Source organism: Antarcticimicrobium luteum (genome assembly GCF_004358185.1).
Taxonomy (GTDB): Bacteria; Pseudomonadota; Alphaproteobacteria; order Rhodobacterales; family Rhodobacteraceae; genus Antarcticimicrobium; species Antarcticimicrobium luteum.
In genome coordinates, this window is sequence record NZ_SMUV01000072.1 from 36,896 (window position 1) to 50,252 (window position 13,357).

The 13,357-nt window shown below is 65.1% G+C and carries 11 protein-coding genes; 5 read left to right on the forward strand and 6 right to left on the reverse strand.

From position 1 onward, the window contains the following. Positions 1–44 precede the first annotated feature (44 nt). Entirely contained in the window at positions 45–1,103 is a 1,059-nt protein-coding gene (locus tag E1832_RS17315; protein ID WP_133361030.1) for a methyltransferase domain-containing protein, read from the reverse strand. Positions 1,104–1,231: 128 nt separating this feature from the next. Continuing rightward, positions 1,232–2,011 carry an SDR family oxidoreductase gene (locus tag E1832_RS17320; protein WP_133361031.1) on the reverse strand — a complete coding sequence of 260 codons (780 nt, stop codon included), beginning with the start codon at positions 2,009–2,011 and terminating at the stop codon, positions 1,232–1,234. 174 nt (positions 2,012–2,185) lie between these two features. On the opposite strand from E1832_RS17320, the gene E1832_RS17325 reads away from it, so the two are divergent. Beyond that, the gene (locus E1832_RS17325) at positions 2,186–3,199 is read left to right on the forward strand and encodes a Hint domain-containing protein (protein ID WP_133361032.1); all 1,014 of its coding nucleotides are present in this window, start codon (positions 2,186–2,188) and stop codon (positions 3,197–3,199) included. Positions 3,200–3,241: 42 nt separating this feature from the next. Here the strand turns inward: E1832_RS17325 and E1832_RS17330 are convergent, their stop codons facing one another. Continuing rightward, positions 3,242–3,601 (reverse strand): nuclear transport factor 2 family protein, encoded by a 360-nt coding sequence (locus tag E1832_RS17330; RefSeq protein WP_133361033.1) that lies wholly within the window; start codon positions 3,599–3,601, stop codon positions 3,242–3,244. A gap of 189 nt (positions 3,602–3,790) precedes the next feature. On the opposite strand from E1832_RS17330, the gene E1832_RS17335 reads away from it, so the two are divergent. From E1832_RS17335 to E1832_RS17345, 3 genes are all read left to right on the forward strand, one after another. Beyond that, on the forward strand, positions 3,791–5,398 hold the full coding sequence (locus tag E1832_RS17335; protein WP_133361034.1) for a peptide chain release factor 3: 1,608 nt from the start codon (positions 3,791–3,793) through the stop codon (positions 5,396–5,398). 93 nt (positions 5,399–5,491) lie between these two features. Then, positions 5,492–6,379 (forward strand): hypothetical protein, encoded by an 888-nt coding sequence (locus E1832_RS17340; protein WP_133361035.1) that lies wholly within the window; start codon positions 5,492–5,494, stop codon positions 6,377–6,379. A 16-nt stretch (positions 6,380–6,395) separates the two neighbouring features. Next, complete coding sequence (locus tag E1832_RS17345) at positions 6,396–7,283, forward strand: glycosyltransferase family 2 protein (protein WP_245514028.1); 888 nt, start codon at positions 6,396–6,398, stop codon at positions 7,281–7,283. 34 nt (positions 7,284–7,317) lie between these two features. Here E1832_RS17345 and E1832_RS17350 read toward each other — a convergent pair whose 3' ends face one another. Further along, the gene (locus E1832_RS17350) at positions 7,318–8,904 is read right to left on the reverse strand and encodes a calcium-binding protein (RefSeq protein WP_133361037.1); all 1,587 of its coding nucleotides are present in this window, start codon (positions 8,902–8,904) and stop codon (positions 7,318–7,320) included. A 423-nt stretch (positions 8,905–9,327) separates the two neighbouring features. Here E1832_RS17350 and E1832_RS17355 point away from each other — a divergent pair, with 423 nt between their 5' ends. After that, positions 9,328–10,812 carry a DEAD/DEAH box helicase gene (locus E1832_RS17355; protein ID WP_133361038.1) on the forward strand — a complete coding sequence of 495 codons (1,485 nt, stop codon included), beginning with the start codon at positions 9,328–9,330 and terminating at the stop codon, positions 10,810–10,812. Between the two features lie 89 nt (positions 10,813–10,901). On the opposite strand, the gene E1832_RS17360 is transcribed toward E1832_RS17355, so the two are convergent. Together E1832_RS17360 and E1832_RS17365 are read right to left on the reverse strand one after the other, a co-directional pair. Further along, a complete protein-coding gene (locus tag E1832_RS17360; protein ID WP_133361039.1) occupies positions 10,902–12,569 on the reverse strand; it encodes a ribonuclease J in 1,668 nt (555 codons plus the stop codon). Continuing rightward, positions 12,566–13,345: a type III pantothenate kinase gene (locus E1832_RS17365; RefSeq protein ID WP_133361040.1), complete on the reverse strand. Its 780-nt coding sequence runs from the start codon at positions 13,343–13,345 to the stop codon at positions 12,566–12,568. The genes E1832_RS17360 and E1832_RS17365 overlap by 4 nt, the downstream gene beginning before the upstream one ends. Positions 13,346–13,357 lie beyond the last annotated feature (12 nt).

Genomic DNA, 13,357 nt, shown 5'->3' on the forward strand with positions numbered 1-13,357 from the left:
GGGCAGAGCAGGAGATAGCAACCCCCGCCGCCGGGGACAAGCCGTCAGCAGCAGCCACCGCCCAAAGCGGCCCCCGCATCGCCGGTCAGCCCATTAAAGGGGCTGTCGCCGCCGCACCCCTCGAAAATGCCGTAATGGGTCGAAAAATCGCCGATGAACTCGAAATGCGGCGCGAACCGGGTCTCGGCCAGCATCCGCCAGGTATTGCCGCAGACCGGGAACACCTTGCCGGTCTGCATCACGTGATGATCGTCCAGAACAAGCTCATGGCGCGCCTCCGGCACGGTGCCCTTGTAGATCACCGCCTGGCCGTAGTCCTCGCAGGCCGGCTCCAGCCCGTCGAGGTTGAACAGCCGGTAAGTGGCAGACAGGAAGCGGATCGGCGCCACCTTTTCCTCCAGCTCCGGGTTCTCGACAGTCAGCAGGCGCTGTTCCACCCGGCGCGGATCGCCAAAGCCTGCGGCCCGCGCCATGGTCAGAAAATCGTTCCAATAGAGCGCCCCGGACAGGCATTCGCCATAAAGAACCTCATCCTCGGCCAGCGCCGCCGGGATGCGCCGGTCGGCATAGACGTCGGAGAAATACATCTCGCCGCCCGGTTTCAGCAGCCGCTGCGCGCCGCGCAGCACCGCCGGTTTGTCGGTGGCCAGGTTGAGCACACAGTTCGACACGATGATGTCGAAGGAGCCAGGCGCCAGATCCAGATCGTCGAGTTTTTCGATGAAACCCTCGTGAAATTCGACGTTGGATTTTGCATGGCCGAAGGCCTCGGCGTGGAAATCCTGGTGCCGCCGCGCCACCTCCAGCTGCGCCGGGGTCATGTCGACCCCCACCACCGCGCCGGCCTCGCCCACCATCGCCGAGAGCGCATAGACATCCCGCCCCGCGCCGCAGCCCAGATCGAGGATGCGCATCCCCTCCAGCGCCTGCGGCGCGATCAGCCCGCAGCCGTAATAGCGCGTCAGCACCTCGTCGTGGATCTTCGACAGGGTCGCCTTCAGATGCGCCGGCATCTCGCCGGGCGTGCAGCAGGCATTGGTCTGAAGATCGGCGCTGCCCTGCAACACCTCTCCGTAATAGCTCTGCACCGCGTCATGCTTCATCTGTCTGTCCCTCCATTGCCGGTTCTTCCGCTGCTAGCGTGGGACCGCGCGCCGCGCAATCGGGCACGCGGCCGCGTCACACAGCCGTGACCGCGCCACCCGATCCCGTGATCGCCGCGTCTTGGTGATCACATGGTCAGGTTCACGCCGCCGCCGTCCAGCAGGATGTTCTGGCCGACGATGAACCCCGCATGTTGCGAGCAGAGAAAGGCACAGGCGGCGCCGAACTCCTCCCGCGTACCATAGCGGCGGGCGGGAATGGTGGCGGCGCGCTGCGCGCGGGCCTCCTCGACAGTGATCCCCTGCTGTTTGGCGACGCCGCCATCCAGTGCATCGGCGCGGTCGGTGGCATGGATGCCCGGCAGCAGGTTGTTGATCGTGACGCCCTGGCCCGCAACCTGCCGCGCAGTGCCCGCGACATAGCCGGTCAGCCCGGTGCGGGCCGCGTTCGACAGCCCCAGCACCGGGATCGGCGCGCGCACCGCCTGGCTGGTGATATTCACCACCCGGCCCCAGCCGCGCTCCATCATCGCCGGCACCAGCCCCTTGATGAAGGCGATCGGCGTCAGCATGTTGGCATCCAGCGCCTTGATGAAATCCTCGCGCTCCCAATCGGTCCACATGCCCGGCGGCGGACCGCCGGCATTGTTGACCAGAATGTCGGCGCCCGTCGCCGCCTGCAGAACCGCCGCCTGCCCCTCGGGCGTGGTCACGTCGCAGGCGACGGTGACAACATCGACCCCATGGGCGTCGCGGATTGCCTGGGCGCTGGCCTCCAGCGCCTCGGCGCCGCGCGCATTCATCACCAGGTTGACGCCCTCGGCGGCCAGCGCCTCGGCACAGCCCAGACCCAGCCCCTTGCTGCTGGCACAGACCAGCGCACGTTTGCCCGCAATTCCAAGATCCATCGCTGTCTCTCCCTTTCTCTCGGCACCACCCTCTGGATTGGTACCGGTTTTCAAAACAATGCCGGCGTTTCACCCGGCTGCTGACCCATATCCGCCACAATCCCGGGCTACCTCTTGCACAAAGGGGCCGTCCGGTCCTCTATAGTAGCCCAGTCCAGTTACAGGCCCATAGCCGTGATCTCAACAAGCGACAGCCCGGTTCAGGTGATCCCCGTCCATCCCGCCCCCGATTTCCGGGTGAGCGTCGGGGCCAACCTTGGCGATCCGGTCGCGGAGTTCGAAGATCTGGTCCTTGATGACATCTATATGCTGGAGCCGGGGGCGGCGCGGCGCCGGCTGGCCGTGGCCGCGCTGGGCGATGGCAGTTTCCGCATCGACGAGACCAGCGAGCTGGGCCGCCCCGGTGCCCTGTTGCATCTCGATTGCGCCCTGCAGTTCATGACCCCGGACGCGGCCACCGCCGAGGCGCTGATCCTGGTCGAGACCGACGCGGATGGCCTGATCGCCGCCACCTACCTGCTGCCGCTGATCCCGTTCGCGGCCAGGACCGATTACCGTCTGGTCGGCGTCGACCGCGACAGCGCGCGCCGCAAGTTCGCGCAGATCGCCTGCGTCTCCTTCACCCGCGGAACCCGCATCACCATGGCCACCGGCGCCCAGGTGCCGATCGAGGATCTGAAGGTCGGCGACCGGGTGCTCACCCGTGACGCCGGCGCGCAGGAAATCCGCTGGATCGGCCATAGCACATTGAGGGCCGAGGGGGCCTTTGCCCCCATCATGATCCGCGCCGGCACACTCAACAACGCCGGCGATCTGGTGGTCAGCCCCGATCACCGCCTGTTCGTCTATCAGCGCAGCGACATGATCGGCGCCGGCCGGCCCGAGCTGCTGGTCAAGGCGCGCCATCTGGTGAACGGCGACAGCGTCCTGGTTCTCAGCGGCGGCTACGTGGATTATTTCCAGATCCTGTTCGACCGCCACCACATCATCTATGCCGAGGGGATCGCCGCCGAGTCCCTGCTGGTCGATCCACGCACCCGTCCCGCCCTGCCGCAGGAGCTTCTGGATAGGATCGGCACCGGCCTGACCGGCCATGGCACAGGTGACAGCCATGGCCTCGACGTGCAGAAAGCCCTGCTCGACCGCCCCGACGCCATCGCGCTGCTGCGCCGCGCCTCGACCCATTAGCGGGCGCCGCCCGACCCCGACAGATCCCGGCCGCGCAGCCGATCAGTAAAAGAACTCCTCTCGCACGATCTTGCCGCCGGCCACGGTATAGACGCCCACTTCCTGCATCTGCGAGACCTCGCCGGTGGCCTTCTCCCGTGCCTTTATGCGGAAGATCACCGCAAAACGGTCATCGCCATGCAGCATCGGCCCGGTCACATCGCCCTCCAGCACCTCCATGGCCTCCTCCCACCAGTCATGCTTGCCGCGGATCGCGTCCAGCCCCACGGCCTCGCGCCCGTTGCCCATATCGGCGGCCTCGACCGATACCGCGTCCGGCGCGTAAAGCCGCACCAGATTGTCCCGTTCCCGCCCCTCGCGGCAGCCGGCCACCAGGTCATTCGCAATCGCTTTCAGGTCCATGACACCCCCTTTGTTCACGCTATGTTCCGAATCTCTCACATCCGCCCGATTCGGCCAAGCCGACGGCGCACCGGCGGGCGGCGTTCCGCCAACTCCCGCCCCCGGGGCCTGCTGCGGATCCCAGGCGCCGGCGCGCCGCTGCCCCTGATTTTCTTGCCTCTGCCCGAAACCTTACCTATACGCGCGCTCATGCTGGACACCGCACCCAACCGCCCCGCCCTGCCGCCCGAAATCGCGCGTCGTCGCACGTTTGCGATCATCTCGCATCCGGATGCGGGCAAGACCACGCTGACCGAAAAATTCCTGCTGTATGGCGGCGCCATCCAGATGGCCGGTCAGGTCCGCGCCAAGGGCGAGGCGCGGCGCACGCGCTCGGACTTCATGCAGATGGAAAAGGACCGGGGCATTTCCGTCTCGGCCTCGGCAATGTCATTCGATTTCAAGGGGTTCCGATTCAATCTTGTCGACACGCCGGGTCACTCGGACTTCTCCGAGGACACCTATCGCACGCTGACTGCAGTGGATGCCGCAGTGATGGTGATCGACGGTGCCAAAGGCGTGGAGAGCCAGACCCAGAAACTGTTCGAGGTTTGCCGGTTGCGCGACCTGCCGATCCTGACCTTCTGCAACAAGATGGACCGGGAAAGCCGCGACACCTTCGAGATCATTGACGAAATCCAGGAAAATCTTGCGATCGACGTGACCCCTGCGAGCTGGCCCATCGGTGTCGGGCGCGATTTCATGGGGTGCTATGACCTGCTGCGCGACCGGCTGGAACTGATGGATCGCGCCGACCGCAACAAGGTCGCGGAAAGCATCGAGATCAACGGGCTGGACGACCCGAAACTGGCCGAACACGTGCCCGCGCACCTGCTGGAGCAGCTCAGGGAAGAGGTCGAGATGGCGCGCGAACTGCTGCCCGCGCTCGACCCGCAATCGGTGCTCGAGGGGCATATGACCCCGATCTGGTTCGGCTCGGCGATCAATTCCTTCGGGGTCAAGGAACTGATGGACGGCATCGGCACCTATGGCCCGGAACCACAGCCGCAACAGGCAAGCCCGCGCCAGATTCTACCCGAGGAAACAAAGGTTTCCGGATTTGTCTTCAAGGTGCAGGCCAACATGGACCCCAAGCACCGCGACCGGGTCGCCTTTGTGCGCCTCGCCTCAGGGCATTTCAAACGCGGCATGAAACTGCTGCATGTGCGGTCCAAGAAACCGATGGCGGTGTCGAACCCGGTGCTGTTCCTCGCCTCCGACCGCGAACTGGCGGAAGAGGCCTGGGCCGGCGACATCATCGGCATTCCCAACCATGGCCAGCTGCGCATCGGCGACACCCTGACCGAGGGCGAGCAGCTGCGCGTGACCGGAATCCCCTCCTTCGCGCCGGAACTGTTGCAGACCGTGCGCGCGGCCGACCCGATGAAGGCCAAGCATCTGGAAAAGGCGCTGATGCAATTCGCCGAGGAAGGCGCGGCAAAAGTGTTCAAGCCCTCGATCGGCTCGGGCTTCATCGTCGGCGTGGTCGGCGCGCTGCAGTTCGAGGTTCTGGCCAGCCGGATCGAGATGGAATACGGGCTGCCCGTACGCTTCGAGCCCAGCCAGTTCACCTCGGCCCGCTGGGTCAATGGCGACAAGCAGGCCATCGACAAATTCGTCACCGCCAACAAGCAGCATATCGCCCATGACCACGATGGCGACATCGTGTACCTCACCCGGCTGCAATGGGACATCGACCGGATCGAACGGGATTATCCCGACTTGAAACTGACCGCGACCAAGGAAATGATGGTATAGTGCATTTTGTTGGGGCGTCCCCGCCCCGGCCCCATTTTTTTTCAATTCTCCGGCGGGTGAGCGGCCTGCGGGATTCTTTAGGTGAACCGGTTCATGTCCACCCGAACGTCCCCTTGGTTCCGGCCACCCGTCAGATCGACCTTCCGGGCGATCCGTCGAAGGCTTCGCTTCGGAAAGGTGTGTGGCTACTCCGGCCCCGAGACGATCATTCCAGGCGGTCTGGATGCGTTGTCGGGATATTTCGCAACCCGTGACAGCCCATACCGCAATGTCGCGGCCGTCATTCCGCGCGGCCGGCTCGATCTGGAGCCGCTGAAAACCGCGTATCTGCCCGAGATGGATGCCCCCGTCAAACGCCGGCACACCGACGATGCCCGGAAAAAATACGCCTACCTCCGCTCGGTCCTTTGCGGCCACCCCGAACTCCTCGCCGTTCACGCGCTGGTCATCGCCCTTCTGCGGCGGCGGGAATACCCGCCGCGCATCAGAAAGCTGTTCCTCCGCATGTGGAGGGAAGAGGGCGCGTTTCTCGCCGCGCATTTGCCGGCCCGCTGGCTGGTCTCCGCCGCGACAACATTCGCCGAGATCGGAGAAACCCCGCAACAACGCCTGGCTGGGCAATCCTTCGCGCTGGTGTTCGACATGATCAAACTCCACGACAGCGAACGGCGTTTGTCAGGGCGGCCCAATTCCATTCCATTTCCCCAAAATCCGGTTGACGACCGGTATCCCTTGGCATTTGACCTCGATCCCTATTCCATGCCTGATGGAGACTTGGAGGTTACAATCCTTACGAGACTGCATAAAATGGCCGAGGCAGACGCGGTTTTCCGTCCGTTGGGCCGGCGTATGCTGAACCTGCTGATGACGGACAACCGGACCGTGTTCGCACGGGTCCAACAGTTCAAGACGCCACGTTCGCTGAGAGGCCCCCTTGCCACAGGCTCCGACACCAAAATGGGGAATCGTCAGCACGATTAAGGCCCGGGCCGAAGACGTGTTGAATTTCGCCGCCTACCATATCGACCTCGGCGCGCACCGGCTGTTCCTTTATCTCGACGTACCCAACCCCGAGGCGCTGCCGCTGCTCAAGGCGCATCCCAGGGTGCGCGTCTTCACCTGCGACGACGACCATTGGCGCAAGCTCGGGATCAGGCGCCCGGTCAAGCATCAGGTCCGCCAGGCCGCCAACGCCACCGACGCCTATCGCCGCAAGGGCGGCGAGGTGGATTGGCTGATCCACATGGACGTGGACGAGTTCATCTGGCCCGACAGGCCGGTGGAGGACATTCTGGATGCGCTTCCCGACACGGCGCTCTGCGCCCGTATCCGCCCGGCCGAGGCGCTGGCGGGTGACGGAACGCGGTTCAAGGGCTTCATCCCCGGCGGACCCGACCGCGCCGCAACCGTCGCGCGCCTCTACCCCCGGTTCGGAGCCTATGTGAAGGGCGGCTTTCTCAGCCATCTTGCCGGAAAGCTCTTTGTCCGCACCGGGCTCGAGCCGATGCAGATACGCATCCACAACGTCTTTCGCGGGCAGGACATGAACCCGGGCGAGGTCGCGCTGGAAAACACCCTTCTGCTTCACTGCCACGCCAGGAGCTGGGAGGAGTGGATCGCCGCCTATCGCTATCGCCTTGCCCATGGTTCCTACCGGGCCGACCTGGCGCCGGCACGGCCACGGGACAAGGGCGGGCTGACCCTGCACGAGGTGCTGAGCGGGATCGAGGCCGCCGAGGGCGAGGCCGGGCTGCGCGCCTTTTATGACGAGCTTTGCGCCGATACCCCCGCCCTGCGCCGGGCGCTGGAGGCGGAGGGGCTGCTGCATCGCTGCGATCTGGACCTGAGCGCCAGGCGCCAGGCGCAGTTTCCAGAGTTCGGCTGACCGGAGGGTCCGGATCATACCGACCGGAACCGGCCTAAAAGACGAACATATCCGCCGTCACCTCAACCAAGGAGACGCCGCGCAACTCGATCGAGATGTCCGCAACCTCCCAGTTGCCGGTATTTAGATAGATCGTCACATCGCCCTCGGCATCCGCGCCGATCACCAGATCGGCGAATCCGGCGCCAATGTCCTTGGCCACCTCGGTGAAATCCAGGCTGTCGCGGGCCGGATCGAAATCCTCGACGATGTCATGCGAGACCGCGCCGCCAAAGCCGCTCAGGCTTTCTCCGTCCCCGACCTTGTAGATCAGCACATCGGCCCCGGCGCCGGTCCAGATGAAATTGGTGCCGGTGCCGCCGAAGATCTGGTCGTTGCCGTCACTTCCGAAAAGCACCTCGTTCATCTTGGCGCCATAGGTCAGAAAGATCGACCGGTCGTCGCCGATATCCGTCACCGCCCCGTCCAGGAACATGAAGGTGAGCGGTGTCCAGTAGGCACCGTTGATGGACAGCTCTTCAACGAAAAACCGGTCATGCTGTCCGGCCCTGAACATGTTGGCGACGGTGACATGAGCGCCGTCGCCGCCGCCGACCTCCATCACCATGTCGTCAGCGCTGCGCCAGAACCGCAGCGCGCCATAGGTCTCGGCCACCGAACTGCCCGACGGGCCGTAAAGCCCGATCAGATCGATCACGTCGTGGCTGCTCCAGGTGCCGGCGGTCCCCTTGTCGATGATGCGGTCGCGTCCGGCTGCGCCCGCCTCGCCCCCGGCGTCGACCACATAGATGTCGGCCCCCGGCCCGCCGATCAGAACGTCGTCGCCCGGCCCCCCGGCCAGACGATCGTCGCCCGCGCCACCAATCAGCCGGTCGTTGCCCTGCCCGCCGGTCAGCCCGTCGTTGCCCACGTTGCCCCGCAAGAGATCCCGGCCCGCCGCACCCTCGATCGAGTCGTGACCGCCCTGACCGGCGATGATGTCCCGCCCGTCGCCGCCAAAGGCCCGGTCGTTGCCGGCGCCCAGCCACAGCCTGTCGGCACCGGCGCCCCCAAAGCCCACATCGTCGCCCCGCCCGAGGCGCAGATGGTCGCCGCCGCCGTTGCCGAAGGCGAAATCGTCGCCGCCACCGGCCCGCAAGAGATCGTCAGCCAGGCCACCCGCCAGAATATCCGCCGCGCCGGAGCCGGATGCCCCGGCCGCAAGGCGATAGACCACGCCGCCCGCCTCAAGTGTTTCCACCCCGGTTCCGCCAAAGTGATCCTTGATGACGAAATCATAGGCCGGCAGCGCCGGTTTGTGGAACCGGTAGGGCCGGTGCGGCAGGTGCAGGATGAAATCCTGCCCCAGGCGCTCGGCCGTGGCCCATGCCTGATACCCCAGGCTGGCAGAGTGGTACATCGCACCGGCCCCGACGATCTGGTCGCGGCCCCCGTCGCGGCCCCTGTCATCAATGACATACGAGCGGTGCACCCCGCCCGAGACGTCATAGACGTCGCCGCCGTTCAGTCCTGACAGCAGATCCGCCTCGCCGGGGATGTCGGTGCCATATGTCTGGAACAGATCCGCCTCCGCGGTCCCGCTCAGATCGTCGGTCCCGGTGGTGCCTGTCAGGGTCGCCATTGATCGTTCTCCTCCCGGATCGGTCCGGATCGCTGTGCCGGGCGCGTTCCATCACCTCCGCCCGGTCGGAGCCTGCCCGGCGGCGCCTTAAAAAACAATCAACCAGAGTTTATGTGGGGACAAACGCCCCTCCTCCCCCCGGCATTCTTCACCAAACTGCACGGCGCCCGCCCAACACGGTGAACACCACGGATCGGTCCGGCGACCGGATCACTATTGGAACAATGACTACGAAATAGTGACATTGTTTCCATTTACGCCTTAAACCGCCGCAATTTTCGGTCCGGGGCGACTCTGTTTGACCGCGCCCCGCCTTTTTGCTATGCGGCATCAAGGGCTATCATGCGCAAGACGCGGGACCATCCGGGTCCGGCCCAGATCAGACGCGCGGGCCATGTCGATGTCCGCGAAACGCGGATACATATGACAAAATTTTCTGACCTGAATCTCAACCCGAAGGTTCTCAAGGCCGTAGAAGAAGCCGGCTACGAGACGCCCACCCCGATCCAGGCCGGCGCAATCCCGCCGGCGCTCGAGGGGCGCGACGTTCTGGGCATCGCCCAGACCGGCACCGGCAAGACAGCCAGCTTTACCCTGCCGATGATCACGCTTCTGGCGCGTGGCCGGGCGCGGGCGCGGATGCCGCGCAGCCTGGTGCTGTGCCCGACGCGGGAACTGGCCGCCCAGGTCGCCGAGAACTTCGACACCTATGCCAAGCATGTCAAACTGACCAAGGCGCTGTTGATCGGCGGCGTCAGCTTCAAGGAACAGGATCAGCTGATCGACAAGGGCGTCGACGTGCTGATCGCCACCCCGGGCCGGCTGCTCGATCATTTCGAGCGTGGCAAGCTGCTGCTCACCGGCGTGCAGATCATGGTGGTGGACGAGGCTGACCGCATGCTCGACATGGGGTTCATTCCCGATATCGAGCGCATCTTCTCGCTGACGCCCTTTACCCGCCAGACGCTGTTCTTCTCGGCCACCATGGCGCCCGAGATCGAGCGGATCACCAACACCTTCCTGTCGGCGCCCGAGCGCATCGAGATCGCCCGCCAGGCGACCACCGCCGAGAACATCGAACAAGGTGTGGTCATGTTCAAGGCCTCGCGCAAGGACCGCGAGGCCAGCGAAAAGCGCAAGCTGCTGCGGATGATGATCGACGCAGAGGGCGAAAAATGCACCAACGCCATCATCTTCTGCAACCGCAAGACGGATGTGGATATCGTCGCGAAATCGCTCAAGAAATACGGTTATGACGCGGCCCCGATCCACGGCGACCTGGACCAGAGCCAGCGCACCCGCACCCTGGACGGGTTCCGCGAAGGCTCTTTGCGTTTCCTGGTGGCCTCGGATGTGGCCGCGCGCGGTCTGGACGTGCCCAGCGTGAGCCATGTGTTCAACTTCGACGTCCCCAGCCATGCCGAGGATTACGTGCACCGGATCGGCCGCACAGGCCGCGCCGGACGCGATGGCAAGGCCATGATGATCTGTGTGCCGCGCGACGAAAAGAACCTCGAGTCCATCGAGCGGCTGGTGCAAAAGGAAATTCCGCGGCTGGACAACCCGCTGAAATCCGACCGGCCCGAAGCCGAGCCCGAGGCGGAACGCGCGCCCAGGCCCGAGCGCAGGTCGGCCGCGAAACCCGCTGCGAAACGGGTCGAAAAACCGGCCGAGCAACAGGTTGAGCAACAGATCGAGACCCCGGCGGAAGAGACCCGTGGCGCCGCGCCCCGCGACGAGGATCGCAGCACCTCCAGGCCACCGCGCGACACCGGCGCGCCGCGCCGGCGCGGCGACAGGGGTGACCGCGGTGACCGGGGTGACAAAAAGGGCAACAACGTGGTCGGCATGGGCGACCACATGCCCAGCTTTATCGCGCTGAGCTTCGAGGAGCGTCGCGCCGGCTGATCCCGGCAAACGCCATGTCCGGAATGCAAACGCGCCCGGGGCTCAGGCCCCGGGCGCGTTTTTCTTTGGTCGTCGTGACCGGACGGTGATCAGCCCAGCCGGCTGATCACCACAGTCACCTCGGGTTTCTTGCCGATCTCTGTCTGCGCGCTTTGGCGGGCGACGCGGCGCAGCCCCTCTTCCAGCTTGTCATCGTCGGTCAGGGTCTTGCGCCCGGCCCGTCCCAGAAACTGGGCCAGATCCTCTTCCAGCACATCGGCCAGCGGCGCCTTCGAGGTGCCGGTCCCGGCCAGCCCCATCAGGTCGACCCAGGCGCCGTCGATCGGCTCGTCCTCTTCGTCCATCACCACTGACACCACCACATGACCGTTCAGCGCCATGCGGATCCTGTCGCGCACGATGCCGTCCAGCGCGCCGATCTTGACCGAACCGTCCAGATAGGTCCGCCCGGTTTCGACATAACCCGCAACCGTGGGCGCATTGCCCGACAGATCCAGCATCATGCCATTGACCGCGATCACCGAGGCGATGCCGCGCGCCTCGGCCAGACGGGCATGTTCGCGCAAATGCCGGTGCTCGCCATGCATCGGGATCAGCATCTGCGGTTGCACGATCTGGTGCATCCGCTCCAGATCCGGGCGGTTGGCATGGCCCGAGACGTGATACAGACCACCCGCATCGTCGACCACGTCGACACCCTTTTCGCTGAGCTGGTTCATGATGCGGATCACGCCGCGTTCGTTGCCCGGGATGGTCTTGGAGGAGAACAGGAACAGATCCCCCTCGGCCAGCGTCAGACCGCGATACTTGCCACGGGCCAGCTGGGCGCTGGCCGCGCGCCGCTCGCCCTGGCTGCCTGTCACCAGCAGCATCAGGTTCTCGCGCGGGATCTCCAGCGCCTCTTCCGGGCTCATTACCTTGGGAAAGGACCGCAGCACGCCGGTCTCCACCGCCGCCTCAATCATCCGGCGCATCGCCCGGCCCAGCAGCACGATGGAGCGCCCGGCCCTTTCACCGGCCTCGGCCAGCGTCTTGACCCGCGCCACGTTGGAGGCAAACGTGGTCGCGACCACCATGCCCTTGGCCTTTGCGACCAGCGCCTCGATCGGCTCGCCCAGTTCGGACTCGGACCGGCCAGGCGCGGCCGAGAACACATTTGTCGAATCGCAGATCAGCGCCCGCACGCCCGGCCGGGCCACCTCGGCCCAAAGCTCCGGATCAAAGGCCTCGCCCACCACCGGATTGGGGTCGAGCTTGAAATCGCCGCTGTGGATCACCCGGCCCTCGGGACTGTCGATCACCAGACCGGCGCTTTCGGGGATGGAGTGCGAGATCGGCAGAAAGCCGACCCTGAACGGCCCCGCCTCGACCTGTTCCGGCCATGCGGACACGGTGCGCACCGCCTCTTCGGGGTGGCCGAATTCCGCCATCTTGCCGCGGGCGATATTGGCGGTAAAGGCGCGCGCATAGACCGGCGCGCCCAGATCGCGATAGAAATGGGCGACGGCGCCCACATGGTCCTCATGCGCATGGGTGATGAAGATCGCGTCGAGCCGGTCGGCGCGGTCTTTCAGCCAGGTAATGTCGGGCAGGATCAGGTCAACCCCTGGGCTGCCGTCCATATCCGGAAAGGTCACGCCCAGGTCGACCAGGATCAGCCGCTCCTTGTCCGGTGCGCCATAGCCATAGACATAGGCGTTCATGCCGATCTCACCGGCGCCGCCCAGCGGCATGTAAATCAATCTTTCACTGCTCATCGCGGTGTATTTTCCTTGTTATAGCGATGGATCACGGTCAGTCCGTGCATCGTCAAATCTTCTTCAAAGGCGTCGAACAACGCCTCGGTCTGTTGAAACAGCGACGCCAGCCCCCCGGTCGCCACGATCATCATCTGCTGATCGCGCTCGGCCTTGATGCGGGTGCATATCTCGCGCACCAGGCCGACATAGCCCCAGAATACGCCCGATTGCATGCAGGCCACAGTATTGGTGCCCACCACCCGCTGGGGTTTGGCGATATCCACATGAGGCAGGGCCGCCGCAGCCATGTGCAGCGCCTCGAGGCTCAGGTTCACCCCCGGCGCGATCACGCCGCCCTCATAGGCGCCGTCATGACCAACTACATCGAATGTAGTGGCGGTTCCGAAATCTACAACGATCAGATTGCCGCCATGCCGGTCAAAGGCGCCGGCGGTGTTGACCAGGCGGTCGGGTCCGACCTGGGTGCCCGCATCGACGCGGGGCGCCTGCGGCAACAGGCATTCGGGCTTGCCCACCACCATCGGGCGGCAGCCAAAGAACCGGTCGGCAAAGACCCGCAGGTTGAACACCACCCGCGGCACAGTCGAGGAGATGATCACATCGGTGATGTCGGCCTCGATCCCGTAGTGTTTTACCAGCGTGGAATACCAGGTGAAATAGGCGTCCGCAGTGCGCGCGTGATGGGTCGAGGTGCGCAGGGTACAGAGGAATTTCTCGCCGTCCCAGATCGAGAACACGGTGTTGGTATTGCCGCAGTCGATGGCCAGAAGCATGGGCCTTCCCCT

What these genes read in the sequence shown, in the direction of transcription:
- E1832_RS17320 (WP_133361031.1), bottom strand. Translation starts at nt 2,011, where the DNA reads ATGGATCTTGGAATTGCGGGCAAACGTGCGCTGGTCTGTGCCAGCAGC.
- E1832_RS17350 (WP_133361037.1), bottom strand. Translation starts at nt 8,904, where the DNA reads ATGGCGACCCTGACAGGCACCACCGGGACCGACGATCTGAGCGGGACC.
- E1832_RS17335 (WP_133361034.1), top strand. Translation starts at nt 3,791, where the DNA reads ATGCTGGACACCGCACCCAACCGCCCCGCCCTGCCGCCCGAAATCGCG.
- E1832_RS17330 (WP_133361033.1), bottom strand. Translation starts at nt 3,601, where the DNA reads ATGGACCTGAAAGCGATTGCGAATGACCTGGTGGCCGGCTGCCGCGAG.
- E1832_RS17360 (WP_133361039.1), bottom strand. Translation starts at nt 12,569, where the DNA reads ATGAGCAGTGAAAGATTGATTTACATGCCGCTGGGCGGCGCCGGTGAG.
- E1832_RS17365 (WP_133361040.1), bottom strand. Translation starts at nt 13,345, where the DNA reads ATGCTTCTGGCCATCGACTGCGGCAATACCAACACCGTGTTCTCGATC.
- E1832_RS17315 (WP_133361030.1), bottom strand. Translation starts at nt 1,103, where the DNA reads ATGAAGCATGACGCGGTGCAGAGCTATTACGGAGAGGTGTTGCAGGGC.
- E1832_RS17340 (WP_133361035.1), top strand. Translation starts at nt 5,492, where the DNA reads ATGTCCACCCGAACGTCCCCTTGGTTCCGGCCACCCGTCAGATCGACC.
- E1832_RS17355 (WP_133361038.1), top strand. Translation starts at nt 9,328, where the DNA reads ATGACAAAATTTTCTGACCTGAATCTCAACCCGAAGGTTCTCAAGGCC.